Raw genomic sequence first — 23,975 nt, 5'->3', positions numbered from 1 at the left:
CCCTTTGTGGATATGACGTGGTGTCGTTTCTCCTATGAGGATCGATTCAGTGCGTGATGGATGGGTCCAGCTGCCCGGATCCTGCTCCCCGTTCAACCCGTTCTTGTGCGGCCGGTGCGGGTTCAATGGGCAGATGCGGGCCGGGTATGCCCGATACTTCCGGAGCCAGTGATTCGACCGGACTGGCCGTGTTATAGGCGTCCAGTACGCTGACACGTCGCCCGTTCACCCATGTGCCCTCTTCATCTATTCCAGTGCCACCAAAGTTCCGGATGACCTGGGCAGGAGGAATGCCCGCCGCCAGCTCAAAGGTATTGTTCCGCGCGATGATGCTGGACTCCACGCCGACGCCCCAGGAGTACTGGTAGCGGTCAGGGCTGGTTACCCTGTACACGTTGTTATATACATGGGCCTGCCCAAACCGCACCCGGGGTGCGCGCTGATCAAGATCAATCAATTCGTTGTGGTGCAGCGTAACGCGGAGGCGGCCACGATCGCCGGTGGCACCGTCGCCATTGCCCCACAGCAGGGATTTGTCATGCCCCACCATCCTGCTCCACGAAATGGTCACCAGGTCTGCCTGGCGGACGACGTCCAGGAGACCGTCGTGCCGCAGGAAGGGCTCACCAAAATACTCGGGCTGCTCAGCGTCGGCTGTCCCGCCGTCATCCAGTGTCAAGTGGTCCAGCCACACGTGGGTGGAGCCTGACACCACCAGGTTGTCCCACTCTGTTTTCCAGGTGTCCCCGTTCCAACCCGGGAAGCAGTCATAGGCGTCGGAGAGGCGTAGATTGCGGACAATCACGTTGTCAACCCCGTCAATGTTCAACGTAAAGCCCGTGAGCTGGACATCGCCCAGGCCAACGATGGTTGTGTTGGCGCCGACGTCGATCCGGATTTGCTTCCGCTGGTTGGCGCTTGATGCCTTGCGGGCATCTTCGAGGGGGCCGGACGCCTGCCCGGTCCAGTGCGCGGGATCGAACGCTGCGAGGTAGGCGTCCAGGGAGTAGCCGTCCACGGCGTAGTCTTCGCAGGCGATCGGAGTCCCGTCCGGGGCGGCATTTGCGTTGATGTGCTGTTCTACGTACACAATCTTGGGCTCGTTTCCGGCCACTGCCGCGGCAAGTTCATCCCTCGTTGAAACCTTTTGCACGTCTTCCGGCGCTGCATTGGCACCCCCGGTGGTGCCGCCGTCGGCAGACGCCCATCCGTCACCTGCCGCAAGAGTCTGCCTCCCCAGCTCGGTGGAAATCGGGTTGCGGTCAGCGGCATGCGGCGCTGGTGCGGGAACTGACGAACTGAGGGCAAGACCGGTGGCAATGACGATGGACAGGGGGAAGGACATCATCGTCGATGCTCCTTGGGGTGTTTGCTGCCGGCCATCTCAACCACGTCCCGCCGGGGTCCAGTCGCCAAGGAAGGTTTCCTTGGTGAATTTCGGGGCGTCTTCCGGTGGGAGCTGCGGGTGGAATTCGTTCACCTGGGCGCCCGGCCCTGAGTTGTTGTACTCGGCGAACCGTCCTTCCTTCCAGGAGTGGCCGCTCATGTCCGCCCATCCCTGGACGGCGATATGGCTGCCCAGCACCGAATCCCGGATGACCGCCATGGGGTGCGCCTGCGGATCGCTGCTGGCAAACCATGGGCGGCCCAGGCTGACGGTGCCGGCCGCCGCGTCAGAGGTGAGGGTGCTGTTGACGATCAGGATGCCGTAGGGGTTGGAGTTCTTGGTGCTTGGAGCCACGATGTAGCCGTTGTTCGTGCTGCTGCCGCGGTCCAGGGAGTGGATGGTGCAGCCGTCCAGGACAGCAGTTCCCCGGCCGTAGATGAAGTCCACGTCACCTTCGATGTAGCAGTCCTTGAGGTAGGTGCGGGCAGTCGCGTCCCGCCCTATGGTGTCTGCGAGGTAGGTGTCCTGATTGCCCAGGAAGCGGGTGCCGTCGAACGTTACACGGTCCGCCACGCTCCGGACCGCAAGTGCCTGGCTGCCGCCGTTGGCGGCTTCGTCGTAGGCGTTTTCCACCGTCAAGTTGCGGACGGTGGTGCCCTCGGCGAGGACGTTGAGGGTGGCGCTGCCGCCCGCGCCCCAGGTGCCGCCGAAGAACTTCACGCCGTTGGCCGGAAGGTCGTAGGTGATGACGACGTCGGCCGGGTTGGCTGTTGCGCCCTGGATGGTGAGGTTGGGCCGGTCGGCCCAAACATTGACGGATTCCCGGTACGTGCCGGGCTTGACGGTGATGGTGCGCGGCAGCGTGCTGCCGCTGGGGATCGAGCCGATGGCGGCCTGCAGGCTGCCGAAGTCCCCGGTGCCGTCCAGGGCAACGGTGATCTCCGTCGTCGTATTCGGGGCGCTGTTCCCGCGGGGGCCCGCTCCGGCTGCCACGATTTCCGGCACCCGGGCGGCGTCGTCCTTCTGGTAGCTGTAGTTCTGCGTCGGATCGAAGGCGGCTCCCACGTTGTCCTTGCGGCCGCGGGTGCCGTTGAAGACGTTGTCCCGGTTCACTACTTCGGTGGCGGGGTCCTTGGCGACGATGGGGTCCTGCACGGCGCTGAAGCTGTTGCCTTCGAGGACCACCTTGGCGGCGTTCCGGCCCATCATGCCGTACTGGCCAATGTCCTGCAGGAAGTTGTTGTAGACATGCGCCGCCGCAGTGTTGTCCAGGCTGAAGTTGCGCTGGGTGGTGTTCCGGATCCAGTTGTGGTGGATGGTCATCCGGGTCACGGCGTTGGCGGTCCAGCCCACGCCGAGAGCCTTGTTATTGTCCGAGAACACGTTCCACGAATAGGTGACCAGGTCCGAGTCCTTGCGGGTGTCGATCAGTCCGTCGCCCATCCGCTGGATGGCCATGTGGTCAACCCAGACGTGGTGGGTGGTGTCCAGCTGGATGCCGTCGCGGTCGTTGTCCGGGCGTTTGCCGTCCCAGTCGCCGGGGATGTAGGAGTCCCGGATGGTGAAGTTCCGGAAGATGACGTTGGAGACGTTGATGAGTTTGAAGCCGGCATTCACCACTTCCGCTCCCGCGCCCACGCCGATGAAGCTTTTGTTGGCGGCGACGGGAATCTTGACGTAGTCCGTGGCGGCAAGGCTGCCGCTGATGAAGATGACCAGGGGCTCGTCGGCCCCGGCATAGTCCTTGAGTTCCTGGATGGTGGACGCGGTGACCATCCTGCCGGACTGGCCGCCGGTTGTTCCCGGCAGCCCGTATCCGGGCAGCGCCGCGAAGCCGTCCGGTGTCTGCTTCCACAGCACTTCCGGAGTGCCTTCGGCCTTGGCGGCGGTAGTGGCAGGTGTGCCGGCTTCCTGGCCCGGACCGGGCGGTGCTGCCTGGGCTGGTGCCGCCGTGAGGCTTCCCAGCATAACGACGGCGGCAGCCGCGCCGAATAGACGTCGCAAACTCATGCAAAACTCCTTTGTTTTGTTCCCGGGCAGCCTCCAGCCCAGGGTTCAATAGGGTGTTCAGTGATGCGCGCGGAAGGGAAAGGGGCTTGCGTCAGCCCCGGGCTATTTCAAACCCGTGGTGGCGATGCCGTTGATGAGGTATTTCTGGCCCGCGATGAAGAATCCAATGATCGGGGCGATGGATACCACCGACATGGCGAACATGGGACCCCACATACTTTGGCCTTCCGAGTCCATGAAGGCGCGCAGCGCCAGGGGAACGGTGTAGAGGTCCTGGTTCTGGATATAGAGCAGCGGACCGAAGAACTCGTTCCAGGTCGAGATGAACGTGAAGATGGCGGTGGTGGCCATGGCGGGAACGCACAGCGGCAAAATGACCCGGAGGAACGTGCGGAAGGGCCCGCATCCGTCGATCTGCGCGGCGTCGTCCAGCTCTTTCGGCAAGGCCTTCATGAACTGGACCATCAGGAAGATGAAGAACGCGTTGGTGGCCATGAAGTTCGGCACGATCAGGGGCAGGTAGGTGTCCAGCCAGCCGAGTTGGGAGAAGATGATGTACTGCGGGACCAGGAGCACGTGGCCGGGCAGCATCAGGGTGCCCAGCATCAGTGCGAAGAAAAGCTTCCGGCCCGTGAACTCCATGCGTGCGAACGCATAGGCGGCCAGGGCACAGGAGAAGATGTTGCCCACGATCGAGAACACCACCACGATCATCGAGTTGATCAGGTACACGTGGAACGGCTGGTTCAGTGCCGTCCAGCCCTGTTCGTAGTTGCTGAAGTCCCAGTTTTCCGGCCACAGCCCCAGCTGCCGGAAGATGTCATTGCTCGGTTTGAAGGAGCTGGAAACCAGCCAGAGCAACGGGTACAGCATCACCAGGCCCACCAGGCACAGGATCAGGTGGCGGGAAAAGCGGGTGGTGGGTGTCCCCGCCAGGGCGTCTTCCGGGTCCTTCGGCTTGGCGGGCTTGTCTTGTTTGCGCTTCGTGGGTAGTTCGAGGAGTGCCATGGGGTTGCCTTAATTGTCGTAGAAGACCCAAAACTTGGATGCGATGAAGTTGATGGCGGTGAAAATCGCAATGATCATCAGCAGCAGCCAGGCCATCGCGGAGGCATACCCCATCTCGAATTCGGTGAAGCCCTTTTGGTAGAGGTACAGGTTGTAGAACAGGGTGGAATCCGCCGGTCCGCCGGTTCCGCCGCTCATCACGTAACCCTGCGTGAAGGTCTGGAAGGACCCGATGAGCTGCATGATCAGGTTGAAGAAGATGATGGGGCTGATCAGCGGAATGGTGATGCTGCGGAACTGCCTCCACCTGGACGCACCGTCAATCGAGGCTGCCTCGTAGTACATGGTGGGGACCTGCCGCAGGCCTGCCAGGAAGATCACCATGGGCGAGCCGAAGGTCCAGACATTCAGCACAATAAGGGTGCTCAGCGAGAAGTCGGGGTCGGTAACCCAGGCCGGCCCGGCAATCCCGAACAGGCCCAGGAAGCCGTTGACGATGCCGTCGTTCCCGAAGATGTAGCGCCAGAGCATCACGATGGCCACGCTGCCGCCCAGCAGTGAAGGCAGGTAGTAGATGGAACGGTAGATGGCCAGCCCCTGCAGCCCCCGGTTGAGCACCAGGGCGATCAGCAGGGCAACGGCCAGCGAGATGGGCACGGACACGAACGTGTAGATGAAGGTGACCTTCAGCGACTGCCAGAGCCGGGGGTCTTCGATCATGGCCTGGAAGTTCGCCAGGCCCACGAAGTTCGGCTCGGTGAACAGGTTGTAGTCCGTGAACGCCAGGTAGAGGGACGCGAAGAACGGGATGATCGTGAACAGCATGCCCAGGAACCAGGGCAGCAGGAACAGGTACCCCGAGCGCTGGTTCTTCCGCCGGGCAGTTCCCCTTCTAAGTTTCCCCGGTCCTCCGGAAGCCAGGGCGGCGGCCGCGCCGGGGGCTTGTTTGGTCAGCACTGACATGCGTCAGGCTCCTATCTGCTTCTGGTGGTGCGCTGTCCGGACGGAATGGCCCGGATTACTTGTTGATGGCTGCATTGCTCTTCTCGAGGAAGGTCTTGGCGGCGTCCGCCGGAGTGATACGGCCGAATTCAACCTCGGTGGCAAGCTGCTTGAGGGTGTCAGCCACCACGCTTGCGCCCTTGGGGTACACGTAGGCCGGTGCAAGCTCGTCTTCCTGGATGGCGGCCACCATGTCCACGAAGGCGGTGTCGTCCTTGCCAAGCTTGGGTTTAATGGCATCGGCCACATCAGGGTTGATGGGCACGCCGCGCTGGGTCAGCGTCTCCACCGCTCCATCCGCGTCATTGATGAGGAAGTTCAGCAGTTTGGCAGCTTCCTTGGGGTGCTTGGACTTTGCGGCGATGGACCACAGCATGCTCGGGTCAGCGGAGTAGCCGCGGCGCTCGCCGGTGGTTTCGCCGGGCATGCGGAGCAGCACCAGGTTTCCGCCGGACGCCTCGTTGTAGCCCTTGAAGTTGTTGATGGGAATGATCTGGGAAGCCACCGTTCCCTTGGCGAGGTAGGACTGCGCGGGCGAGCCGCCGATTTGTTCGAAGAAGCCCGCCGGGGGATAGCCGCCGGCATTCCGCAGGTCCACGCTGTACTGGAACCACTCACGGATGGTTTCCTCGCTGACACCGAGCTTGTTGTCCTTGGTGTAGAAGTCCTCGCCGCGCTGCCGGGCAAAAAGGATGGGTCCGGTTTCAGTGGCGACGTCGTACCCGGCCCCGTAGATCTTTCCTCCCGTTTTTTGGGTCACCTCGGTGGCAAATTTTGCGTAATCTTCCCAGCTCCAGGTCTTGTCGTCGGGGATGGTGACGCCGGCCTGGTCCGTGATGGTCTTGTTGACCACCATGCCGATGGTGGTGACGCCGGTGGCCAGCCCGTACAGCTTGCCGTCCACCTCACCACGGCTCTGGATGGTGGCGGGAATGTTGGCGAGGTCGATCTCAGGCAGGGACTTTAGGTCAGCCAGCGTGCCGCGCTGGGCATACTCAAGCAGGCTGCGGTTCGCCATGTTCAGCACGTCCGGCGGGTTGCCGCCCGCGAACCGGGTAGCAAGCTTGTCCGCGTAGGGGCCGCTGTCCTGGTATTCGCTCTTGACGGTGATGCCGGGGTTCTTCTCTTCAAAGATCTTGATGGCCGCGTCGGTCATTTTGGCCCGGTTGGAGTCGCCCCAGTAGACAAAGTTCAGTTCCACGTTCCCGCCTGCCGACGGGGACGACCCACCGCCGCAGCCGCTCAAGGCCAATCCGGCGGCTGTTATGGCCGCGCCCAGGAAGATCCTGCGCGGGACCCCGGTGGTTGCTGTCTTCTTCATTGAATGACGCCTTTCTGTGGCTGCCCGGTGATGGGCAATCGGTACATCCGAACGGAAACTTTCTGATTCTCTTTCGCGAGACACCGCTGAGTTTCGGTTGCGGAGCGCGGGTTTTCGGCAAGAGGAAAAGGTGAGTAAACGATTTCTAGCAAGGAAGGACTGTGACTGTCAACACAATTTTCCAAAGCTGCATCACTACAAATCAGAAACTTTCTACGTCTATTGCTGATTGTTTCCGCGGTGCTTATGCTGTTCTCCATTGCCACGCAGCAACTCGCAGGAAGGAGGCCTGATGGCAGAGCGAACTCCCAATCTCAATACCCTGGTGGGCCGGCATAGCGGCCGGGACCTTCCCGGGCACAGCTCACCCCGGCCATACCTTCATCCGGTCCGTTCCCTGGCCGGGGCCATGCTTACGGAGGTGGCACCGGAAGACCATCCTCACCATCTGGGCCTGTCGATCGCCTTCGCCGACCTCAACGGCACCAATTTTTGGGGCGGCTCCACCTTCACGCCGGACGGCCCGGCCGTATTGCCCAATCATGGGCGCCAAGTGCCCTCGGGCTGGACGGACTCCCCAACCGAAGCTTCCCCAACCGGGGCCGCCGGCACGGTGGTGTGGCGCTCGGAGCAAGGGGTGGACGTGGCCGTTGAACAGCGGAACATCCGCTGCTTCAGCCACCCGCAGCCGGGGACCTGGAGCCTGTCCGTGGAGTCGGTGATGGTTCCCGCCGGCAACGTCGGCCGCCTGGAGGTCTCGTCGTCGGCCGTTAAAGGACGGGCGGGCGCCGGCTACGGCGGGATCTTCTGGCGTTTCCCGGCCCCACGCTCCCAGCCGTTGGTGCTGTCAGCCAACGGTGAAGGAGCTGCGGCTGCCCACGGAAGCCGTTCGCCCTGGCTGGCCATCAGCACCACCGTCGACGGCGCCCCGGTCAGTGTTGTCCTGGCCCAGGGCGGCAGCCTCCGTCCCTGGTTCGTCAGGACAGCCGGCTACCTGGGCGCGGGACCTGCCGTCGCGTGGTCTGAAAAGGCCGTCGCCGTCGCCGCCAGCCCACTGGCCCAGTCCCTGCATGCCGTCATCCACGACGGGCTGGTGGAGACACCAACACAAGCCGTGGAACTCCTTCAGCACCATCCCGGAATCCCGGCCCTCAGCCCTCCCGACAGGACACCATGACATCCCGAAACGCCGTCCCCGTGTACACCAACCCGATCCTCAATGCCGACTGGCCGGACCCGGACGCGGTCCAGGTCCGGGGTGTCTACTACCTCATCGCCTCCAGCTTCAACCGGGTGCCAGGACTGCCCGTCCTGCGTTCCCGGAACCTTGTTGACTGGGAGCACGCCGGGCACGCCCTTCCCCGTCTGCCGCAAGCCAGCCATTACTCCTTGGTCCGCCATGGCGGCGGGGTGTGGGCGCCCTCCCTGCGCTACCACGACGGGCGCTTCTGGATCTTCTATCCCGATCCGGACCATGGGATCTTCGTCCTGAGCGCCGAAAAGGCGGAAGGTCCGTGGACCGAGCCGCACCTGCTCTACCCCGGACGCGGGCTCATCGACCCGTGCCCGCTCTGGGATGACGACGGCCAGGCGTACCTGGTCCACGGTTGGGCCCACAGCAGGGTGGGGGCCAAGAACCGGCTCACGGTCCACCGCATGAGCCCGGATGCCAGCCGCCTGCTGGACCACGGCACACACGTCATCAACGGCGCGGACCTGCCCGGCTACACCACGCTGGAGGGGCCGAAGTTTTACAAGCGGGACGGCTGGTACTGGATTTTCGCTCCGGCGGGCGGCGTGGCCACCGGCTGGCAGTCGGTGTTCCGCTCCCGCTCCCCGTTCGGTCCCTACGAAGGGCGCCGCGTCCTGGAGCAGGGGGATACCGCGGTGAACGGTCCGCACCAGGGGGCCTGGGTAACCAGTCCACGTGGCGAAGACTGGTTCCTGCATTTCCAGGACCGCGGGCCCTACGGCAGGGTGGTCCACCTGCAACCCATGGGCTGGGATGACGACGGCTGGCCATGGATGGGCGCGCGGGCGTCCGACGCCGGACCGGGCACCCCCGTCTCCAGCCACCCCTACCCGGCGGGTACTTCGCCGAAGGATGCAGCGCCACCTGCCAGCGACGATTTTTCGACGGCGACGCTGGGGCCGCAGTGGCACTGGCAGGCGAATCCGCAGCACGGCTGGGCGCACCAGTGCGGGGGCGGGCACCTTGTGCTCAGGCCAAAAGCCAACGATCCGGTGAACCTGAGGGAGCTTCCCAACGTGCTCGGGCAGATCCTCCCGGGCACGCCCTCCACCTTCACCACGTCCCTTGAGCTGCAGGATGTTCCGCTAGGAACGCGTGCCGGCGTGGTGGTACTGGGCCAAAAATACGCCTGGCTGGGAATTGTGCGGACGTCCGAGGGATACGTCCTGGGAAGCGGCACCGGGGGAGACGGGCCCCACGAGCAGGCGCCGGGCCGGAGGGTTATGCTGCCGGGTTCGAGGATCGAGCTCCAGATCCGCACGGACGGCACACCCCGGTCCACCTTTGCCTGGCGCACCGGCCCCGGTGAACCGTGGGAAGTCCAGGGCTGGAATTTTGACGTGGTGGAAGGGAGGTGGATCGGTGCCGAGCTCGGCATCTTCGCCACGTCACCCCTGGGATCGCAGGAAGGCGGCAGTGTTATCGTGGGACCCGTGCGGGTGGACACCGCGCCCGTGCGCCGGGCCACAGCCCCGCAACTCGCCGCCGCAACCACATGACCCCAAGGACTGCACCGTTGACCGCCACCCCGCGTCCCAAGATCGCTGACGTCGCGGCGGCTGCCGGCGTCTCCGTGCCCACCGTGTCCAAGGTGCTCAATGGACGCACCCACGTCTCCGAGGCTACCCGCGCCAAGGTGCAGCAGGCGCTGGAGGAACTCGACTACTCCAAGCGCAACACTCCGGCGGGCCAGCCGGGAATGCTGCAGCTGGTGGTCAACAACTTCGATTCGCCCTGGATCCTGGAAACCATGGCCGGCGTGGAAGCCGCGGCGGACCGCCTGGGCTACGCGGTGGCGTATGCCCGGGCGGAGCACGCCACGGCCGAGCGCTGGCGGAAGCTGCGGGAACCATCGGTGAACCGGCTGGACGGGGTGCTGCTGCTGGCTCCCAGGAAGGGATCCATGCTGGTGACCACCCTTCGGACGCTGAAAATCCCGGCGGTGGCGATCGATCCGGAGGGTACCGAGGGCCTGCCCATCCCCAGCGTCAGCCCCGCGTCCTTCTCCGGTGCGCTGACCGCCGTCGGACATCTGCTCGAACAGGGCCACCGCCGCATCGGCATCATCACGGGACGGAAACACAGCCCCGGGCACGGCCGGGCGCGGTATGCGGCCTACGCGGCAGCCCTGCACGAGGCAGGCCTTCCCGTGCTGCCCGAACTGGTGCGGGACGGCGACTTCAGCATTGAGTCCGGCATGCGGCTTGGCGCCGACCTGCTGGATCTGCCCGAGCCGCCCACGGCCATCTTCACCGGCAGCGACCTGCAGGCCATGGGCGTGATGAATGCGGCGGGGCAACGCTCGCTGCGGGTCCCGCAGGACCTGAGCATTGTGGGCTTTGACGACATCGCCCAGGCGGCGCTGACCTCGCCGCCCCTCACCACCGTCCGCCAGCCGCTGGCGCAACTGGCCTCCATGGCGGTGGGCATCCTGGCCGAACAACAGGACCAGCAGCTTGCCCAGCTGCCTTCTGCCCTCGAAGTGGCAACGGAGCTGGTGGTCCGCGGAACAACGGCCCCACCCGGGCGGCAGGCGCCGTAACGCATCCGGGCCGGCCGATCCGTATGGTTGGAACAGCTATTGGTTGCGTAAGGAAGGCCGCCGCATGATCGAGATCCTGAACCCCGCCGAACTGCTCAGGGCCAAGGAGACGGGCTCGCTGGTCGCCAACATCCTGCAGACCCTAAAAAGCCGGAGTGCGGTGGGCACCAACCTCCTGGACATCAACCGGTGGACCAAGGCAATGATCCTCGACGCCGGAGCGCCGTCCTGCTACGTGGACTACGAGCCCTCCTTCGGACGCGGACCCTTCGGCCACTACATCTGCACGGGCGTCAACGATGCCGTGCTGCACGGGAAGCCGCACGACTACACGCTTGCCGACGGCGACCTGCTGACCCTCGATCTCGCCGTCACCAAGGCCGGAGTTGCTGCAGACGCTGCCATCAGCTTCACGTGGGCGAATCAAGGCCGGCGGAGAGCGTCGCCCTGATCAGCGCAACCGAACGCGCCTTGAGTGCAGGAATAGCCGCAGCCGGGCCCGGCGCCCGCATCGGCGACATCTCCCATGCCATCGGCTCCGTCCTCAGCGAGGCGGGGTACCCGATCAACACCCAGTTTGGCGGTCACGGCATCGGATCGACCATGCACCAGGACCCGCATGTTCCCAACACCGGACAGCCGGGCCGGGGATACAAACTCCGCCCCGGGTTGCTGCTCGCCCTGGAGCCCTGGGTCATGGTGGATACCGCCCAACTCGTCACCGACCCCGACGGGTGGACGCTCCGAAGTGCCACGGGCTGCCGGACGGCACACACCGAGCACACCATCGCCATCACCGCTGACGGAGCCGAAATCCTCACCCTGCCATAGCAGGCGCAGACGTAACAGGGCCGCTGAAAACGGACCTGTCGGCATCCTAAACGCGCACAGCCCGTTCCGCGCCAAATCCCCGTTAGCGCCGCCACCGGTTATTTGGCGGGCAGCACCAGGTTCTTCAGGTCATCCAGGGTCTGCTGCATGTGCGCATCCATGGCCTCCCGTGCCCGTGTTGCATCCCGGGACTGGAGTGCATCCGCGATGTTCTCGTGATGCCCAATGGCATGGACCTGGATTTCCGGTACGGCCGAAGTTTCTGCCCGCCGCTTTTCCAGGACCCGGTGCAGCGGCTCGAACAGCACGGACACAAACACGTTGCCCGAGGCGCGCAGGATCACGTCGTGGAAGGCAAGGTCGGCCTCGACAAAGGCGGCAACGTCATTGATGGCATGGGCTGCCTTCATGGCGGAAATGTAGGAAAACAGGGAGGCGATGTCCGCCTCCGCGATCCTCCCGGCGGCCAGTTCGCAGGCGCCCGTCTCCAGCATCCTGCGGAGTTCGATGAGCTGGACGGAAGATTCGGCCTCGTTCTTGCCCTCGGACGCCGCCCGCAGGACGGCTTCCAGCGAGGTCCAGCGGTTCAGGGGATTGACGAAGGTGCCCCGGCCCCGCTCCACGCTGAGGATCTGCTGCGCCTGCAGGGTTTTCATGGCTTCCCGCACGGTCATCCGGCTTACCTCGTGCCGCGCGCTCAGTTCGTGCTCCCCGGGAACTGTGGCGCCAGGCGGAAATTCGCCTTCGATGATGCGGTCCAACAGCTCGTCGGCCACGACGCCGACCAACGATTTCCTTGCCATGATGCCCCCGATTCCTGCCCGCGCCCTTGCCCAGCGGATATGTCGGACAAGTCTACTTGCGCGTCTTTATGTCCTATGCCACACTAGCATCAGATGCAAGATGTCAGACATCTTACAGATACGTTTACATCAGGATCCGCCACCTCGGATCACTACACAACGGAGTGCACTGTGACGCTTGAAGCAGACCTTCTGGCCGCCTACCCGGCTGAAATCCAGATCCCGGCGGGGCTGGTTGCGGACACGCTGGCCGCGTCCAATGCAGAGGTTCCCCGGGTGCTGGTAGTGCTCGACGACGACCCCACGGGAACGCAGTCCGTGGCGGACCTGCCCGTGCTCACCCGCTGGGAGGTTGAAGACTTCATCTGGGCCTTCGGCCAGGCCAAGCCCGCCGTATATGTCCTGACCAACACCCGCAGCCTCGATCCGGCCGAAGCAGCCGCCCGGAACGGGGAAGTGGTCCGCAACGCCCTCTCCGCCGCCGGCTCGCCGGACGCACTGCGCCTGGGGTTTGTCAGCCGCAGCGATTCCACCCTCCGCGGCCATTACCCGCTGGAACCCGACGTCATCGCCGCCACCGTTGAGGAAGTCAGCGGCGAAACCACCGACGGCGTGGTCCTGGTCCCTGCCTTTCCCGACGCCGGGCGCGTCACCATCGGTGGCGTCCACTACATGCGGGGCACCGGTGACGCCGCCGGGACGCTCACCGCGGTCTCCGAAACCGAGTTCGCCAAGGATGCCACCTTCGGCTTCACCACCTCCGTGATGGCCGAGTACGTCCAGGAGAAGTCGCAGGGCCGCTTCGCGGCGGACTCGGTGATTGTCCTGGACCTCAACATCATCCGCGCTGGTGCCGCAGCAGGGAACCCCGCCGAGAGCGCAAAGATCAGCGCCAACGCAATCGCCGACGCAATCGAGGGCGCCACCAATTCCACCCCCGTCGTGGCGGACATCGTCACCGAAAACGACCTCCGCGCCCTTGCCCTGGGCCTGGAAGAATCAGAGCGCCGCGGCAAGAAGCTCCTTTACCGCGTGGGCCCGCCCTTCGGCCGCGCCAGGATCGGCCAGGACATCCGCGCCGAACTGACCGGAGCCGAGGCCTACGCCGGCAACACACCGTCCGAGGCCGGCGGCCTGATCGTCGTCGGATCGCACGTAGGAGTCACCACCCGCCAGCTCAAGGCACTGACCGAACAGCACAGCTCGGCCCGGATCATCGAGATCGACGTCGAAAAGCTGCTGGGCGATGAAGCAGCCGCCGCCAACCACCTGGAACAGACAGTGGACGCCGTTGTCGAGGCCCTCCGCGGCGGCGACGTCATCGTGCACACCAGCCGCCTGCTCATCAAGACAGACGACCCCGCCGAAAGCCTGCGGATCGCGCGCACCGTGTCGGCAGCCGTCGTCGCCGTGGTCAACCGGACCCTGAAGACCTTCCCGCCGCGGTTCGTCATCGCCAAGGGCGGGATCACCTCCTCCGACGTGGCGGCCCACGGCCTGGAAATCCGCCACGCCATCGTCCGCGGCCCCATGCTCCCCGGCATCGTCAGCCTGTGGGAACCGGTTGACGGCCCCGCAAAGGGCATCCCGTACATCGTCTTCGCCGGCAACGTAGGCGACGACCAGTCCCTCGCCGACGTCACCCGCAAGCTCAGCAACACATCCCCACTCGCCCCCTAACCTCGCAAGCTCGGCCAGGGAACCCGGCGAGCGTGGCCCCTATTCAATTCAATGGAGAACACCATGACCAGCAATTACACCGTCACCGTCCTGGGCCTCGGCGCCATGGGGCTGCCTATGGCCACCCGCCTCGCCAGCCAGCTGACCGTCCACGGCTTCGACATCGCCGAACCCCGCCTGAAGCTCGCCGAAGAAGCCGGCATCGCCACCTTCGCTACCGCCCGCGAAGCGGCCAAGGGCGCCGACGCCGTCCTGCTCGCCGTCCGCAATGGCGAACAGCTCAACGACGTCCTCTTCGGCGAGAACGGCGTGGCCTCCGTGCTGGAACGCGGCGCCGTGGTCATCCTGGGCAGCACCGTGGGCACCGAAGCCATCCCCGCCACCGTGGAGAAGCTGGCCGAATACGGCGTCGAACTGGTGGACGCCCCGCTGTCCGGCGGCCCCAAGCGCGCCGGCGAAGGCGACCTGCTGATCGTGGTGGGCGCTTCCCCCGAAGCCCGCGAAAAGGCTGCTCCCGCCCTTGAACTCCTGGCCTCCACGCTGACCGTGGTGGGTGACAAGCCGGGCGATGGCCAGGCCCTCAAGACCGTCAACCAGCTCCTCTGCGGTGTCCACATCGCGGCCGCAGCCGAGGCCATGGCCCTCGCGGACGCCCTGGGACTGGACCAGGCCAAGACCCTCGCCGCCCTCGAAGCCGGTGCCGCCGGCTCGTTCATGCTGTCCAACCGTGGGCCCCGAATCCTCGAGGCCTACACCGAGGAAGGCGCCGAGGTCCTGTCCCGCCTGGACATCTTCGTCAAGGACATGGGCATCGTTGGCAAAGCCACCCGCGCCGCCGGCCTCGCAGCCCCCGTGGCTGCGGCAGCGGAGCAGCTCTACCTCCTGGGCCAGGCCCAGGGCCTCGCCGCCGCCGATGACTCCGCCGTCATCAAGGTGGTCGCCCCTACCAAGCGCACCAAGTAGCAACCCACCTCCCCCCTCAACGTGCGACGGCGGCGGTCCCCCCTCCGCCGCCGTCGTACACACCCAGCTCGCTAGGCTTAACTAGCGACGTCAAAGGAGACACACGATGAGCGCACTAGCTCTCCTGGCCATCGCAGTTGCGGGCGTCGCCCTGCTGCTCGTGGCCGTCATAAAGTTCAAGATCCCCGCCTTCCTTGCCCTGCTCGTGGTCAGCGTCTCCGTGGCGCTGGTGGCAGGCATCCCGCTGCCGGACGTCATCAAGACCGTCACAGAAGGCATGGGCGGCACCCTTGGGTCCGTCGCCATTTTGGTGGGCCTCGGCGCCATGCTGGGCAAGATGATCGAGATTTCCGGCGGCGCACAGTCACTGGCCGGCAAATTCACCCAGCTGCTCGGTCCCCGCCGCGTCATTGCCGCCCTGACCTCCGCCGCCTTCCTGCTGGCAATCCCGGTCTTCTTCGACGTCGGATTCATCATCCTGATTCCCATCATTTACGGTTTCGCCAAGGCTGCCGGCGTCAACCCGGTCAAGATCGGCCTGCCCGTCGGCGGCATCATGCTGGCCATCCATGTTGTTGTCCCGCCGCACCCCGGCGTTGTTGGCGGTGCCGGAATCCTGGGCGCAGACATCGGCTGGACCACCATCATCGGCCTCGCCCTCTGCATCCCAGTGGGCGTCCTGGGCTATTTCGTTGCCCGCAGGCTCAACCGCCGTGATTTCGCCATGCTGCCCGCCACGGCCGAGCAGTTCCGCCTCTTTGGTACCGGCACTTCACAGGTCGAGCAGGAAGCTGCGCAGGGCACGTCCAACGTCGCCGTCAAGAGCCAGGTCAAGACGGCTCCCAGCCCGACCATGATCATCACCCTCATTGTCCTTCCGATCCTCATGATCATGGTGGGCACGGTGGGCGCAGTGATCCTGCCCAAGGACAGCTTCGCTTCCCAGTTGGCCGCATTCATCGGAGCGCCGCTGATTGCACTCCTCACCGCGCTGGGCCTGGCCTACTACTTCCTGGGCATCCGCCGCGGTTGGTCCTCCCAGCACACCGGTGAGGTCATGGACTCCGCGCTGGCTCCCACCGCCATCGTCATCCTCGTCACCGGTGCCGGCGGCGTCTTCGGCAAGGTCCTGACTGTATCCGGCATCGGCAAGGCCCTTGCAGAAGGCCTGCAGACTGCCGGCCTCCCGGTCATCGTGATGGCCTTCGTCCTGGCAGCCATCCTGCGGGCATCGCAGGGGTCTGCAACGGTGGCCATCATCACCACCTCCGGCTTGCTGGCAGCCTCCGTGGCGGACGGCGGCTTTTCACCGTTCCAGACGGCACTCATCCTGGTGGCCATGGGCTTCGGCGCCTTTGGGCTCAGCCACGTCAATGACTCCGGCTTCTGGATCGTGACGCGCTTCCTCGGCTTGTCGGTGGCAGACGGACTCAAGACCTGGACTGTGCTCACCACTGTCCTGGGCCTGGCCGGGTTCGCGCTCACGTTCCTGGTCTGGATCGTTACCGGCGGACTCACCGTCTGATGCGCACCCGACTGGACCAGCTTGTCACTTCCGCCCTGCAGCAGGGCTCGGCTGTCCCGGCCTTCACCTGCTACGACTTCACCACCGCCCTGGCCGTCGTGGGCGCTGCAGAGGAGTCCGGCCGCGGCGTCATACTGCTGGTGGCGCCCAAAACCGCTGCTACTCCCAACGGCCTGCGGCTGATCGCAGCGCTCCGCGGCCTGGCGGATGCGGCGTCCGTGCCTGTGGCGGTGCAGTTGGACCACGCCTCGGACCTTGCAGTGATGGCCGACGCCGTCGCGGCCGGGGCGGATTCCGTCCTCGCCGACGGTTCCTCCCTTCCCTACGAGGACAACATCGCGCTGGTCCGGAACGCCCGCGCACTGCTGGGCCCCGACGTCGTGCTTGAAGCGGAACTTGGCGGCCTGGCCGGCGACGAGGACCGCGCCTTCGGTGCGGATGAGGCCGGTGTTTCCGTGGCCGGCCTGACCGACTCTGCCCAGGTGGAAGACTTCGTCTCCCGCACCGGAGCCGGGCTCCTGGCCGTGGCCGTGGGCAACGTGCACGGCAAGTACAAGGGAGAACCGCAGTTGCGGTGGGACGTGCTGCAGGACATCGCCGTGCGGACCCACATTCCCCTGGTGCTGCACGGCGCCTCCGGCATCCCGGCGGAGGAACTGGTGAAGGCGGCGTCCATGAACGTGGGCAAGGTCAACTTCAACACCGAGCTCCGTACCGGCGTGCTGGCCACCCTGCAGGAACAGCTGCCGGCGCACCGCGCCGACGGCGAAAACCTGCAGGCACTGCTGGGCCACTGGAACCGGTCTGCCGGAGGATTCGCCACGGCTGCGCTGGGCATGCTGACGCGCTGACGGACTGCACTGCGGCTACCGTAAGGGCGCCATAAGGCAGGGAGGCTAGGATCAAGCAATGATCCTGGCCTCCCTCCTTTTTGCCTTCCTCGCTGCCGCCCTCCACGTTTTCATCTTCACCATGGAGTCCCTGACCTGGACCCGGCCGGCCACCTGGAAGCGCTTTGGGGTTGCCTCCCAGTCCGACGCCGAGACCACCAGGCCGCTCGCCTACAACCAGGGCTTCTACAACCTCTTCCTGGCCATCGGCGCCTTCATCGGCATCGGCTGCGTCGCGCTGGCACCCGAAGGATCAGCGCAGTCCACAGCCGGGCAGTCCACAGTGGGTTGGACGCTGGTCTTCGCCAGTTGCGGCTCGATGGTCCTCGCCGCACTGGTCCTCGCCCTGACCGGCAAAAAGTACCTCCGCGCGGCCGTGACCCAGGGCGCCACGCCGCTCCTCGCCGTCGTCCTGGGCCTCCTCGCGGTGGTGCTGTAAGCACCGGCATGCACTTTTTTCGTAGCCCTAGTCTTGCTGCGGGGGCATTGCCAGCAGGATGAAGTAGTGCCAATGTCGAACCATGACCGAGAACACGATGTCCACCGAGGATAAGTTCACGCCGGATGTCATGCTGCGGCGCAATGATGCGCAGCACCGCTACGAACTGCTGGTGGGCGGCACGCTGGCCGTCCAGTCCTTCTTCGAGGACCTTCCCGGACACATCGACTTCATCCGCACGGAAACGGGGCCGGACTTCGAAGGCCGGGGCCTGGGAAAAGTCCTGGCGCACTTCGCCCTGGATGATGTGGTGGCCACCGGTAAACGCATCGTCCCGCATTGCCCGTTCATTGCCGGCTACCTACGGAAGCACGAGGGGTACGAACAGTTCGTCGACTGGCCTGAGTGACGAAAAAATCTCCCGGCCGTTAGAGGCCGGCCCCATCGGGTAATCCATCTGCAGGAAAGCAGCCGATGGCAGGCCGGGAGGGACTATATGGTTCACGGGGAACTGTTCGACGTGGCAATTATCGGCGGCGGACCGGCGGGGCTGAGCGCGGGCGTTGCCCTGGCCAGGGCCTTGCGCTCCGTTGTGGTGGTCGATGCAGGGGAGCAGCGGAACCTGAAGGCGGAGGGGGTGCATGGCTTCCTCAGCCGCGAGGGCATGAGCCCAAAGGAGCTGGTTTCCGCGGGCAGGGAGGAGCTTGCCCGGTATGGCGGCACGGCCATTGAGGGTTTCGTGACCTCAGCCAGCCGCGACGGCGGCAACTTCATTCTCAGCCTCAAGGACGGCTCCACCATTGCTGCCCGGCGCCTGCTGATCGCGTCCGGGATCACCGACGAACTGCCGGAGCTTCCCGGCCTGGCGGAACGCTGGGGGCGGGACGTCCTCTACTGCCCGTATTGCCACGGCTGGGAAATCCGGAACCAGCGGATCGGCATCCTGGCATCGGACTCCAACGCCGTTCCTGAGGCGCTGACCTTCCGGCAGTGGAGCCCCGACGTGACGCTGCTCCTCAACGGCGCATTGTCCCTGAGCCCGGAAGAGGAAGAGCAGCTGCGTGTCCGGGATGTCCGTGTGGTGGACGGAAGGGTCCAACGACTGGAGACCGACAACGACAGGCTTGTGGGGGTGGTGCTCGACGGCGGTTCCGTTGTCCCGCTGGATGTGCTGGCCGTCAGTCCCGCAACCGTCAGCAAAGCGAATATGCTCCAGCGCCTTGGGCTTGAACCCTGCGGCCTGGACGAGGGGGAGGGCACCTGCCTGGAGACGGATGAATCCGGGCGCACGTCCTGCCCCGGGGTGTGGGCCGCCGGCAATGCCACGGACGTCTCGGCCCAGGTGATGACGGCGGCGGCAGCCGGCCTGCGGGCCGCCGCCGCCATCAATGCTGATCTGGTTCTTGCTGATACACGGCAGGCCGTGCAGGAGGCCAGGGCCTACGCGCGGTAGCCGCAGCGCATTGGGAACGGCGGTAGCCGCACAGTCCGGGAACAGTGCCTGCAGCTGCCGGTAGCTCCAGTGCCAGTCAGCTGGCCAGGGCGTGACCGCCCGCCGCCGGGTTGAACGGGGTTGAAGTGAATTCGGTTGCGTTGAAGCAGGCGGCATCAGCTGCGGGATCATCGATGGTAAAGCCGCAGGCGCAACGGTAGGTCACGACGTTGCCGGCGGCGGCACCTGCACCGAGGGGAACCACTCCTGTCCCGTCAACGTAGACAGGCTGCCGTACGGGCAGTTCGTCGGGATCGATGCGCTGCATCGGGGTGCGGCAATGCATCCGCGAGTTCAGGGTAAACAGAAGCCCCACGTCCACGGGCCCGTTGGTTCCGACGGGAGCCAATGCTCCCTCTGTGCGTTCCCCAAACGCCGTCAAGTGATCTTCTGTAACGCTGGTCATGATGTTCATCCTTGGGCTTCTTCACGAAGCTGCCGGCGTTGGCAGCTCCGCCGCGAACTGCTTGCGGAGGTTCATTTACCCCAATACCTAAGCATGCTTACTAATCGTCACGCAAATCAGCTTGTGGTCCAGGGCACACCCCGCGTTAGCGGATCCGGTGTCACGCCGAATGGGTTTTGGTGACGTGTCTTGCGGGTGGCTGCGTAGCCTGCTTCACCTATCCGCGCCGCTTCTGCCACTGCAGCGCGTGCCAGAACAGCAGGCTGATAAGGGCTGCAAGCCCCGCGAAGAGCGCGTAGGGCGCAAAGGTGAAGATCAGGAAAGACGTCGGCATCCCGCCTCCCGCCGACGGCCCCACCATGGAGTCCGCATTGAGGAAAACCGCGCTCCGCCGCCGATGAGCAGGATGGTGAGCAGCCACAGGGCCGCGATGAACGGGTTGACTGCGAGCGCGTTGCCCCTGCCGAAGTCTCCGGTGGCGCCGGGGAGATGGTCTTCATCGACGGGGTTGCCGTCGCGGTCCACTTCGCGGAACCCGTTGGCTCCGGATGGTTGCTGTCCCATGCTTCCCCCTTGCATTTCTGCGCCCCGGCCCGGCTGCCGGAAACCCCAGCCTAGCCCAGCATCCTCCAGCCTCCGGCGCCTGCAGGGTGCGGGGTATTTTGCAGCAGAACGCTTCGGCCTGCCAGTCAATGACTCCCCGGCGACTTCGAAAACCCCTGGTTTCTGCGGCTCCAGAGAAATACAACACAAAAGTTTGATTAAAAGGTTCACCTAAGTAAGGCTTGCCTTTGCAATCCAAGAAAAACCGCTGACCGAAGGATGACCAGTGTCGCTGATGCCCCGCCTTGACGAGTTACACGTGCATGACCCGCACAACAGCGAAGTCCATGCCAAACAGGATCCGCCGGGGCAGGATTTCGGCTCGCGGGTGGAGCTCGCGCTGGGGGCAACCAACCATCTCTTCAACGCCAGGAACTCACCCCGCTACGTGGCGCAGGTGCTGCAGGGCGTCACCGCAGTGGCAACCAAGCTGGAACGGACCACCCGGCCCTTTACCGGCGTCGGGCCTTCCGAAATGAAGGCGCGCGTGGGCGCGGTGGACCTGGATACCCCGCTGCCGGACACGGCGGCCGCGCTGCAGGAACTCGAAACCGTTTATCTGCGGGACGCCATCTACTTCCATGACGCAAAGTACGCAGCCCACCTGAACTGCCCCGTGGTAATCCCCGCACTGGTGGGAGAGGCCATCCTGTCCGCCGTGAACTCCTCCCTGGACACCTGGGACCAGAGCGCCGGGGCCACCATGATCGAACGGCGCCTCATCGACTGGGCAGCAGAGCGGCTGCACCTCGGTGACAACGCGGACGGCATCTTCACGTCCGGCGGCAGCCAGTCCAACCTCCAGGCCCTGCTGATCGCGCGCAACCACGCCGTAGCCGGCCTCCGCCGGGAGCCCGCCCAAAGCGGGCTCCGCCTTCCGGCCCTGCTGGATACGCTGCGGATCTTCACCTCCGAGGACAGCCACTTCAGCATCCAGAAGTCTGCCTCCATGCTGGGCCTCGGCTTCGACGCCGTCATCACCGTTCCCTGCACGCCCGATCACCGGATGGACCCGGCCGCGCTCGCTGAGGCCATGGCGTCAGCCAGGGATGCCGGCCTGACACCGATGGCCGTGGTTGCAACCGCCGGAACCACCGATTTCGGCGCCGTGGATCCGCTCGCCGAACTCGCCGCATTGGCCCGTGCCTACAGGGCCTGGTTCCACATCGACGCCGCATACGGCGGCGGGCTGATGGTCTCCGGGCGCTACCGCCACCTGCTGGACGGAACCCGCCTGGCGGACTCAGTCACCGTTGACTTCCACAAGACCTTCTTCCAGCCGGTAAGCTCGAGCGCCCTCCTGGTCCGCGAGTCCGCCATGCTGCGCCACATCACCTACTACGCCGATTACCTGAACCCGGAAAGCGCGGCACTGGCGGACATCCCCAACCAGGTGGACAAGAGCATCCAGACCACCCGCCGGTTCGACGCCCTGAAACTGTGGCTCACCCTGCGGATCATGGGTGCCGACGCCATCGGCGCGCTGTTTGACGAGGCGATCGACCTCGCCGCCCGCGTCGGCTCGCTCCTGGCTGCCGACGACGACTTCGAACTTGCCGCTGCACCCCAGCTGAGCACCCTGGTGTTCAGGTACCGTCCCGTCGTCGACGGCGTCCGGCTCCCGGAAGATACCGCCGACGTCCTCAACCCGGCCATCCGTGCCGCCGTTTTCGCCTCCGGTGAGGCCGTGGTGGCCGGCACCAAGGTGGGCGGCCGCCACTACCTGAAGTTCACCCTCCTCAACGCCGAGGCCACCCTCGAGGACATCGCCGAGATCATCGGGCTCCTGCGCCGCACCGGCGCGGACCTGCTGCAGAGCGAGGTGTCCGCATGACCCGCATACACGACTTCGCTGCCATCGGCGCCGGCCCCTTCAACCTGGGCCTCGCCGCGCTCACCGAACCGCTGGAGGACGTGGACGGCATCTTTCTGGAACAGCGGGCGTCCTTTGACTGGCACCCCGGAATGATGCTGGAACCCGCCCACCTTCAGGTCCCGTTCATGGCGGACCTGGTCACCCTGGCAGACCCCACCTCGCCCTACTCGTTCCTGAACTTCCTGAAGCAGACAGGGCGCCTGTACCGCTTCTATATCCGGGAGAACTTCTACCCCCTGCGGGCTGAGTACAACCAGTACTGCCAGTGGGTGGCCGGCCAGCTGCCGTCCGTCCGTTTTGGCACGGCTGTGCTGGATGTAACGTACGACGCCGGCGTGTACCGGCTGGCTGTCTCCGGTCCGGACGGGCCGGAGGTGCTTTTGGCGCGGCGGCTGGTGCTGGGCACCGGCACATCCCCCTATGTTCCGGAAGCGGCTGCCGGAATCGTTGCCGACGCAGCGGCAGGGCGCGGGGGAGTGGTCCTGCACAACGCCGACTACCTGGCGCGGAAGGCCGAACTCCAGCAGCAGCGCAGCATCACCATCCTGGGCAGCGGCCAAAGCGCGGCCGAGATCTACTACGAGCTCCTGCAGGAGGCCGACGCCCACGGTTACCAGCTCAACTGGGTCACCCGCTCGGGCCGGTTCTTCCCGCTGGAATACACCAAACTGACCCTCGAAATGACGTCCCCCGAGTACGTGGACTACTTCCATGGCCTCCCGCAGCACCAGCGCGACCACCTCAACAAGACGCAGAAGAACCTCTACAAGGGGATCAACTCCGATCTCATCGACGCCATCTACGACCTGCTCTACACCAAGAGCCTTTCCGGCATGGTGGACACCCAACTGCTGACCCACTCGACCCTTACCGCAGCACAATGGGATGCAGCGGCCGGAACGCACATCCTGCACCTGCACCACGGCGAGCAGCGCAGCTCCTACACCCTGGACAGCGAAGGGGTTGTCCTGGCCACCGGCTACGGCTACCGGGAGCCCGGGTTCCTGGCCGGCGTGCAGGACCGGATTTCCCGCGACAGCGCCGGACGGTTCGAAGTGGACCGGAACTACAGCACGGGCGTCGAACCCGGCGAGATCTTCGTCCAGAACGCCGAGCTGCACACCCACGGCTTCGTCACCCCGGACCTGGGCATGGGCGCATACCGCAACTCCTGCATCCTGCGGGAGATCACCGGCCGGGAGGTCTACCCGGTGGAGCGGAGCATCGCGTTCCAGCAGTTCGGATCACCTACGGGTATTGGCGCCCGGGCGGACGTGGGGACTAGCGCGGACATGGGGACAAGCGCGGACGTGGGGACAAGCGCGGACGTGGGGACAGGCACGGACGTTAGCGTTGCGGCAGGGGTGTCCGCATGAGGTTCACGTTCCGCTGCCTTGACGCGAAGGCCGACGCACTGCTCCTGCACAGCTGGGTGACCCAGCCCTACGCCTCGTTCTGGGGAATGCTCACCGCCGGCGTAGAGGATGTGGTGGAGGAATACGCCAGGATCCAGGCCAGCGGGCACCATCACGCCCTGCTGGGGCTCGACGGCGGCGTCCCCGCCTTCCTGATGGAGGAGTACCTTCCGGAGTCCTCGCCGCTGGCAGGCCTGTACGCCGTCCAGCCCGGCGACGTGGGCATGCACCTGCTGGTGGCGCCGCCGTCGGAAGGCCCGGAACCCGGGTACACCACGGCGGTGATGGACGCCGTCCTGGACCACCTGTTCGCCAGGCCGGAGGTGCAGCGCGTCGTGGTGGAGCCGGATGCGCGGAACACCAAAATCCACGCACTGAATGAACGGCTGGGTTTCCAGCCCGCAGGCATCGTCACCCTGCCGGACAAGGACGCCCTGCTGAGCTTCTGCAGCCGCTCCGACTACCTGGCCGCCCGCGCCGCACTCGACACTTTGTCCACAACCGTCCCGCAGGGAGCTGCACTGTGACCG

21 protein-coding genes and 1 pseudogene are annotated in these 23,975 nt (G+C 65.3%); 14 read left to right on the top strand and 8 right to left on the bottom strand.

The window, feature by feature from the left end; genetic code table 11:
- Positions 1–46 precede the first annotated feature (46 nt).
- The 5 genes from B5520_RS19140 to B5520_RS19120 all read right to left on the bottom strand — a co-directional run bounded on the left by B5520_RS19140 (position 47) and on the right by B5520_RS19120 (position 6,728).
- Complete coding sequence (locus B5520_RS19140; RefSeq protein ID WP_079598650.1) at positions 47–1,348, bottom strand: pectate lyase family protein; 1,302 nt, start codon at positions 1,346–1,348, stop codon at positions 47–49.
- A gap of 36 nt (positions 1,349–1,384) precedes the next feature.
- Positions 1,385–3,397 (bottom strand): pectinesterase family protein, encoded by a 2,013-nt coding sequence (locus B5520_RS19135; protein ID WP_079598649.1) that lies wholly within the window; start codon positions 3,395–3,397, stop codon positions 1,385–1,387.
- 102 nt (positions 3,398–3,499) lie between these two features.
- Entirely contained in the window at positions 3,500–4,405 is a 906-nt protein-coding gene (locus B5520_RS19130; RefSeq protein WP_079598648.1) for a carbohydrate ABC transporter permease, read from the bottom strand.
- A gap of 9 nt (positions 4,406–4,414) precedes the next feature.
- Complete coding sequence (locus tag B5520_RS19125; RefSeq protein WP_079598647.1) at positions 4,415–5,368, bottom strand: carbohydrate ABC transporter permease; 954 nt, start codon at positions 5,366–5,368, stop codon at positions 4,415–4,417.
- A 55-nt stretch (positions 5,369–5,423) separates the two neighbouring features.
- Complete coding sequence (locus tag B5520_RS19120; RefSeq protein ID WP_079598646.1) at positions 5,424–6,728, bottom strand: ABC transporter substrate-binding protein; 1,305 nt, start codon at positions 6,726–6,728, stop codon at positions 5,424–5,426.
- Between the two features lie 292 nt (positions 6,729–7,020).
- Between B5520_RS19120 and B5520_RS19115 the strand changes: the two genes are divergently transcribed.
- From B5520_RS19115 to map, 4 genes and pseudogenes are all read left to right on the top strand, one after another.
- Positions 7,021–7,905: a DUF6807 family protein gene (locus B5520_RS19115; protein WP_079598645.1), complete on the top strand. Its 885-nt coding sequence runs from the start codon at positions 7,021–7,023 to the stop codon at positions 7,903–7,905.
- Entirely contained in the window at positions 7,902–9,479 is a 1,578-nt protein-coding gene (locus tag B5520_RS19110; protein WP_079598644.1) for a glycoside hydrolase family 43 protein, read from the top strand. The genes B5520_RS19115 and B5520_RS19110 overlap by 4 nt, the downstream gene beginning before the upstream one ends.
- A 17-nt stretch (positions 9,480–9,496) precedes the next feature.
- Positions 9,497–10,522: a LacI family DNA-binding transcriptional regulator gene (locus B5520_RS19105; RefSeq protein WP_254865645.1), complete on the top strand. Its 1,026-nt coding sequence runs from the start codon at positions 9,497–9,499 to the stop codon at positions 10,520–10,522.
- Between the two features lie 64 nt (positions 10,523–10,586).
- Positions 10,587–11,353: pseudogene (gene map / locus B5520_RS19100) on the top strand (type I methionyl aminopeptidase).
- 98 nt (positions 11,354–11,451) lie between these two features.
- On the opposite strand, the gene B5520_RS19095 reads toward map, so the two are convergent.
- Entirely contained in the window at positions 11,452–12,156 is a 705-nt protein-coding gene (locus tag B5520_RS19095; protein ID WP_079598642.1) for a FadR/GntR family transcriptional regulator, read from the bottom strand.
- A gap of 171 nt (positions 12,157–12,327) precedes the next feature.
- Between B5520_RS19095 and B5520_RS19090 the strand changes: the two genes are divergently transcribed.
- The 7 genes from B5520_RS19090 (at position 12,328) to B5520_RS19060 (ending at position 19,106) form a co-directional block, all read left to right on the top strand.
- On the top strand, positions 12,328–13,836 hold the full coding sequence (locus B5520_RS19090) for a four-carbon acid sugar kinase family protein (protein WP_079598641.1): 1,509 nt from the start codon (positions 12,328–12,330) through the stop codon (positions 13,834–13,836).
- A 63-nt stretch (positions 13,837–13,899) separates the two neighbouring features.
- Positions 13,900–14,799, top strand: coding sequence for an NAD(P)-dependent oxidoreductase (locus B5520_RS19085; protein ID WP_079598640.1), 900 nt, complete (start codon positions 13,900–13,902; stop codon positions 14,797–14,799).
- A gap of 106 nt (positions 14,800–14,905) precedes the next feature.
- The gene (locus tag B5520_RS19080; protein WP_079598639.1) at positions 14,906–16,324 is read left to right on the top strand and encodes a GntP family transporter; all 1,419 of its coding nucleotides are present in this window, start codon (positions 14,906–14,908) and stop codon (positions 16,322–16,324) included.
- Entirely contained in the window at positions 16,324–17,175 is an 852-nt protein-coding gene (locus tag B5520_RS19075; RefSeq protein ID WP_079598638.1) for a class II fructose-bisphosphate aldolase, read from the top strand. The genes B5520_RS19080 and B5520_RS19075 overlap by 1 nt, the downstream gene beginning before the upstream one ends.
- Before the next feature lie 58 nt (positions 17,176–17,233).
- Entirely contained in the window at positions 17,234–17,653 is a 420-nt protein-coding gene (locus tag B5520_RS19070) for a DUF1304 domain-containing protein (RefSeq protein ID WP_079598637.1), read from the top strand.
- An 82-nt stretch (positions 17,654–17,735) separates the two neighbouring features.
- Positions 17,736–18,062, top strand: a complete 327-nt coding sequence (locus tag B5520_RS19065) for a GNAT family N-acetyltransferase (RefSeq protein WP_079598636.1) — start codon at positions 17,736–17,738, stop codon at positions 18,060–18,062.
- An 87-nt stretch (positions 18,063–18,149) separates the two neighbouring features.
- Complete coding sequence (locus B5520_RS19060) at positions 18,150–19,106, top strand: NAD(P)/FAD-dependent oxidoreductase (RefSeq protein WP_079598635.1); 957 nt, start codon at positions 18,150–18,152, stop codon at positions 19,104–19,106.
- A gap of 76 nt (positions 19,107–19,182) precedes the next feature.
- On the opposite strand, the gene B5520_RS19055 is transcribed toward B5520_RS19060, so the two are convergent.
- Both B5520_RS19055 and B5520_RS19050 read right to left on the bottom strand, forming a co-directional pair.
- On the bottom strand, positions 19,183–19,551 hold the full coding sequence (locus tag B5520_RS19055) for a hypothetical protein (protein WP_254865644.1): 369 nt from the start codon (positions 19,549–19,551) through the stop codon (positions 19,183–19,185).
- 315 nt (positions 19,552–19,866) lie between these two features.
- The gene (locus tag B5520_RS19050; protein ID WP_079598634.1) at positions 19,867–20,115 is read right to left on the bottom strand and encodes a hypothetical protein; all 249 of its coding nucleotides are present in this window, start codon (positions 20,113–20,115) and stop codon (positions 19,867–19,869) included.
- 274 nt (positions 20,116–20,389) lie between these two features.
- Here B5520_RS19050 and B5520_RS19045 point away from each other — a divergent pair, with 274 nt between their 5' ends.
- From B5520_RS19045 to B5520_RS19035, 3 genes are read left to right on the top strand one after another with little or no spacing between them, the layout of a single operon-like run.
- Positions 20,390–21,988 carry a pyridoxal phosphate-dependent decarboxylase family protein gene (locus tag B5520_RS19045; RefSeq protein WP_079598665.1) on the top strand — a complete coding sequence of 533 codons (1,599 nt, stop codon included), beginning with the start codon at positions 20,390–20,392 and terminating at the stop codon, positions 21,986–21,988.
- On the top strand, positions 21,985–23,406 hold the full coding sequence (locus tag B5520_RS19040) for a lysine N(6)-hydroxylase/L-ornithine N(5)-oxygenase family protein (RefSeq protein ID WP_079598633.1): 1,422 nt from the start codon (positions 21,985–21,987) through the stop codon (positions 23,404–23,406). Before B5520_RS19045 ends, B5520_RS19040 begins: the two co-directional genes overlap by 4 nt.
- A complete protein-coding gene (locus B5520_RS19035) occupies positions 23,403–23,972 on the top strand; it encodes a GNAT family N-acetyltransferase (RefSeq protein WP_079598632.1) in 570 nt (189 codons plus the stop codon). The genes B5520_RS19040 and B5520_RS19035 overlap by 4 nt, the downstream gene beginning before the upstream one ends.
- Positions 23,973–23,975 lie beyond the last annotated feature (3 nt).

Source organism: Arthrobacter sp. P2b, from assembly GCF_900168295.1.
GTDB lineage: Bacteria > Actinomycetota > Actinomycetes > Actinomycetales > Micrococcaceae > Arthrobacter.
Note: the sequence above shows the minus strand (reverse complement) of the source record. Positions and strands in the feature narration are given on the sequence as shown.

What these genes read in the sequence shown, in the direction of transcription:
- B5520_RS19110 (WP_079598644.1), top strand. Translation starts at nt 7,902, where the DNA reads ATGACATCCCGAAACGCCGTCCCCGTGTACACCAACCCGATCCTCAAT.
- B5520_RS19045 (WP_079598665.1), top strand. Translation starts at nt 20,390, where the DNA reads ATGCCCCGCCTTGACGAGTTACACGTGCATGACCCGCACAACAGCGAA.
- B5520_RS19035 (WP_079598632.1), top strand. Translation starts at nt 23,403, where the DNA reads ATGAGGTTCACGTTCCGCTGCCTTGACGCGAAGGCCGACGCACTGCTC.
- B5520_RS19095 (WP_079598642.1), bottom strand. Translation starts at nt 12,156, where the DNA reads ATGGCAAGGAAATCGTTGGTCGGCGTCGTGGCCGACGAGCTGTTGGAC.
- B5520_RS19080 (WP_079598639.1), top strand. Translation starts at nt 14,906, where the DNA reads ATGAGCGCACTAGCTCTCCTGGCCATCGCAGTTGCGGGCGTCGCCCTG.
- B5520_RS19140 (WP_079598650.1), bottom strand. Translation starts at nt 1,348, where the DNA reads ATGATGTCCTTCCCCCTGTCCATCGTCATTGCCACCGGTCTTGCCCTC.
- B5520_RS19070 (WP_079598637.1), top strand. Translation starts at nt 17,234, where the DNA reads ATGATCCTGGCCTCCCTCCTTTTTGCCTTCCTCGCTGCCGCCCTCCAC.
- B5520_RS19075 (WP_079598638.1), top strand. Translation starts at nt 16,324, where the DNA reads ATGCGCACCCGACTGGACCAGCTTGTCACTTCCGCCCTGCAGCAGGGC.
- B5520_RS19125 (WP_079598647.1), bottom strand. Translation starts at nt 5,368, where the DNA reads ATGTCAGTGCTGACCAAACAAGCCCCCGGCGCGGCCGCCGCCCTGGCT.
- B5520_RS19050 (WP_079598634.1), bottom strand. Translation starts at nt 20,115, where the DNA reads ATGGGACAGCAACCATCCGGAGCCAACGGGTTCCGCGAAGTGGACCGC.
- B5520_RS19040 (WP_079598633.1), top strand. Translation starts at nt 21,985, where the DNA reads ATGACCCGCATACACGACTTCGCTGCCATCGGCGCCGGCCCCTTCAAC.
- B5520_RS19055 (WP_254865644.1), bottom strand. Translation starts at nt 19,551, where the DNA reads ATGACCAGCGTTACAGAAGATCACTTGACGGCGTTTGGGGAACGCACA.
- B5520_RS19085 (WP_079598640.1), top strand. Translation starts at nt 13,900, where the DNA reads ATGACCAGCAATTACACCGTCACCGTCCTGGGCCTCGGCGCCATGGGG.
- B5520_RS19135 (WP_079598649.1), bottom strand. Translation starts at nt 3,397, where the DNA reads ATGAGTTTGCGACGTCTATTCGGCGCGGCTGCCGCCGTCGTTATGCTG.
- B5520_RS19065 (WP_079598636.1), top strand. Translation starts at nt 17,736, where the DNA reads ATGACCGAGAACACGATGTCCACCGAGGATAAGTTCACGCCGGATGTC.
- B5520_RS19115 (WP_079598645.1), top strand. Translation starts at nt 7,021, where the DNA reads ATGGCAGAGCGAACTCCCAATCTCAATACCCTGGTGGGCCGGCATAGC.
- B5520_RS19060 (WP_079598635.1), top strand. Translation starts at nt 18,150, where the DNA reads ATGGTTCACGGGGAACTGTTCGACGTGGCAATTATCGGCGGCGGACCG.
- B5520_RS19130 (WP_079598648.1), bottom strand. Translation starts at nt 4,405, where the DNA reads ATGGCACTCCTCGAACTACCCACGAAGCGCAAACAAGACAAGCCCGCC.
- B5520_RS19120 (WP_079598646.1), bottom strand. Translation starts at nt 6,728, where the DNA reads ATGAAGAAGACAGCAACCACCGGGGTCCCGCGCAGGATCTTCCTGGGC.